Raw genomic sequence first — 3,094 nt, 5'->3', positions numbered from 1 at the left:
CTACCCTAAACGCTAACAACCTAACCTTTCAAGATGGGAACTCTGATCTTCATGTAACTGGTGATATAAATATCTATAACACCTTACACCTAGAAAACCTCTATGCACAAACCTATAAAGCCCCAAAAGTTTCTATAACTACTCCAACTCTTAATAACTATGGCACTATCTTAGTAGATGGCTCAAGTATTAATGATAGAGTAAAAGATGTTAGTCTTACAGTAAGTGGGAATCTTAATAACTTTAATACTATAGAAATAGGTGCAGGCGCTAAGCTTCATATAACTAATAATGCTAAAGCTGATAGCATAAATAATAGTGGAGTAAGTAATACTGCTAGTACTAATAACACTACTCCTAATGTTATGGCAGTTTCTAGTAGTACTACTAGTGATACTACTAATGCTGCTATTACTAATGCTAATAACACTACTACCACTGATATCGCAGCTAATGCTAATAAAGGTATCCCAAGTGGCAACCTAGTAAATGCAGGAACTATAATCTTACAAGCTGGAGATGTAACTAGAAGTGGTAAACCAACCTTTGAAGTAGGTAATATAAATGTAGCTGGTGTTGCAACCTTTGATATATCTATGGGTTCTAAAAATAGACTAAGTGTTAATATAGGAGATATAAATTCTTTAAGTCATGCAACACTTAATAAAGAATATAATCTTATTACTGCTAGTGGTGGTTTAAACTACACCTATAACCTCTTAGGAGAAAGTGCAACTATAACTAAGACTTCTACTAGTGAAAACTTAAAAGATTCTAATATCTTTAATAAACTAGGTCTTAAAGCTCCTTGGGAAGAAGATAAAGCAGTATATACTACTAACTCTAGTGGAGAAAGTATAAAAAGTAATGGAGGTAAGTTTAGCTCTCCTTATGAGTATGCTAAAGCTAGGATGGAGCGTATGCTTGCTATTACTAGTAATGGAAGTGATTTAATAGGTAAGTATCTTGAAATATCTAAAGTTATAACAGATAACTCTATAGGATTTAAGATAGTAAGGCTTAATCCTAGTATGTTAGCTAGTTCTACTAGCACTCCTAGTGCTTGTGGAGTAGGTTCAGATTCTTTTAGTTGTGCTTTATGGATGGAAGCAGGAGGTAATAACTCTTGGGTAGATGCTATAAAACAAAGTAGTGTTAATGGCTATGATATATTAAGAACACTTTTTTATAATCCTCAAACTGCTATAAACTTTATAAAAGACCTAGATCAAACTCTTTATACTTCAAGAGATCTAAACTACTTTGTAACCACAGCTAAGACTTTAGATAGTTCACTTAAACATGCTTCAGGACTAGACTTTAAAGAAACATCCCAAGATCAAATAATGCTAGCTACTCAAAGTCAAAGAGTTAATAGACTAGTAAAACTAAGTAGTGCCTTTTATGAAAATGATGATACTCCAAGATATGCTTCTTTACTTAAAGAATTAGAGTATAAGAAGTTTGCTAGTAATGCAAGTCTTGATACCCTAGCCTTATATCAATATGGTAAAAGACAAAAGTATCCTTCTAATATATGGCTTTCTATGATAGGTAATGGAAACTTTAGTGAAGTAGGTAATGCTAGCTTATATGGGATTAATACAGGTTATGACATCTTAGTTAAAAACTTTATCTTAGGTTTTTATATGGCCTATGGTTATGGTAAGTTTAATGGTAATAATAACTTTTTATCTAATGATAGTAATAATGCAAGTCTTGGAGTTTATAGCAGGGTCTTTTTTGGAAGACATGAGTTAGACTTTAATGCAAGTGAACTCTTAGGTAGTACTAATGAGATAATGCAAGCTAGTAATGATATGCCACTTCTTGCTCAGTTTAATCAAAAGTATGATTATAAAAACTACAACACTAATATTAATATAACCTATGGTTATGGCTTTAGCTTTGCTAGAGGAGTGGTTATAAAACCTCAAGCAGGACTTAGTTATATCTTTGCTTATAATGGGCCTATAAGAGGTAGTGCTATAAGTAAGTCTAGTCTTTCTAGTTTACTAGTTAATGTAGATGCCCAGCAAAAACATGACTTAGCATTAAATGCAGGATTAGAAGTTAGAAAGTACTTTGTAAACTCTAGTTATATCTATATACTAGGAGAGCTAAGACAAGACTTACTTGTTAATCAAAGTAGTATAGGAGCTAACCCTAAAGGAGCAGGTAAGGATGTAGCAACTGTTGTAGGTATAAACTCAGTTAATGCTAATGGCTTAGTTAATGTAGGTAATGCTTATAACCTTACTTATCTAGCTGATGCTTATAGTTCTACTTTAGGAGTTATGGGTGGAGGAGAGCTAGCAGTTAATGATAACTTATATGTTAATCTAGGACTTACTTTTAGATCTTCTATAACTAATAAAAACATTATGATAGGTGGCTCTGTAGGAGCAAGGGTGTTGTTTTAGAAAGAATAGAACAAGAGAACAAAGGGCTTTTAACTATCTGCTGATATCTACTCTCAAGAGGAGAAATAGAAAGCTTTTAACCTATCTACTGCTATCTACTTTTATGTTATAAAAAGAGTAAGGGTGCTGTTTTAAAGAGAGCTAGAATAGAAGGATAGAAGGATAGAAGGATAGAAGGATAGAGCAAAGGGCTTTTAACTTAGCTGCTGATATCTATTCTCAAGAGAAGAAATAGAGAGTTTTTAACCTATCTGCTATTACGCTATAAGAAGAATAAAAATGCTATTTTGGAAATAGAGGAAGAGAAAAAGAAGAGAGCAAAGAGCTTTTAACTTAGCTGCTGCTATCTATTCTTATACTATAAGAAGAGTAAGAGTATTGTTGTAGAAAAGGAAAGGAAGACTTTTAACTGTCTACTATCTACTACTATCCTATAAGAAGAGTAAGGATATTGGTTTAGAGAAAGAGAGAGCTTTTAACTATGTACTGCTATGTACTCTTAAGAGGAGAAATAGAGTTTTTAACTATCTACTACTATGCACTCTTATGTTATAAGAAGAGTAAAGGTGCTGTTTTACTACTGTTACCTTATGAGAGAAGTAAGGTTGTTTTAGAGAGGGGAATAAGGGATCTAACTCTTAATATGCACTTAGATTGCTTTAAGAGTAAAG

The 3,094-nt window shown here is 32.7% G+C and carries 1 protein-coding gene; it reads left to right on the top strand.

All coding sequences use genetic code 11. The annotated features are described in order from the left end of the window. Nucleotides 1-2,423 (top strand): autotransporter outer membrane beta-barrel domain-containing protein (locus tag BKH43_RS08245; RefSeq protein ID WP_143429064.1); only part of this gene is annotated, 2,423 nt, incomplete at its 5' end. Nucleotides 2,424-3,094 lie beyond the last annotated feature (671 nt).

The organism is Helicobacter sp. 13S00401-1, from assembly GCF_002272925.1.
GTDB lineage: Bacteria > Campylobacterota > Campylobacteria > Campylobacterales > Helicobacteraceae > Helicobacter_I.
This window is presented reverse-complemented; position numbering and strand designations above follow the sequence as displayed.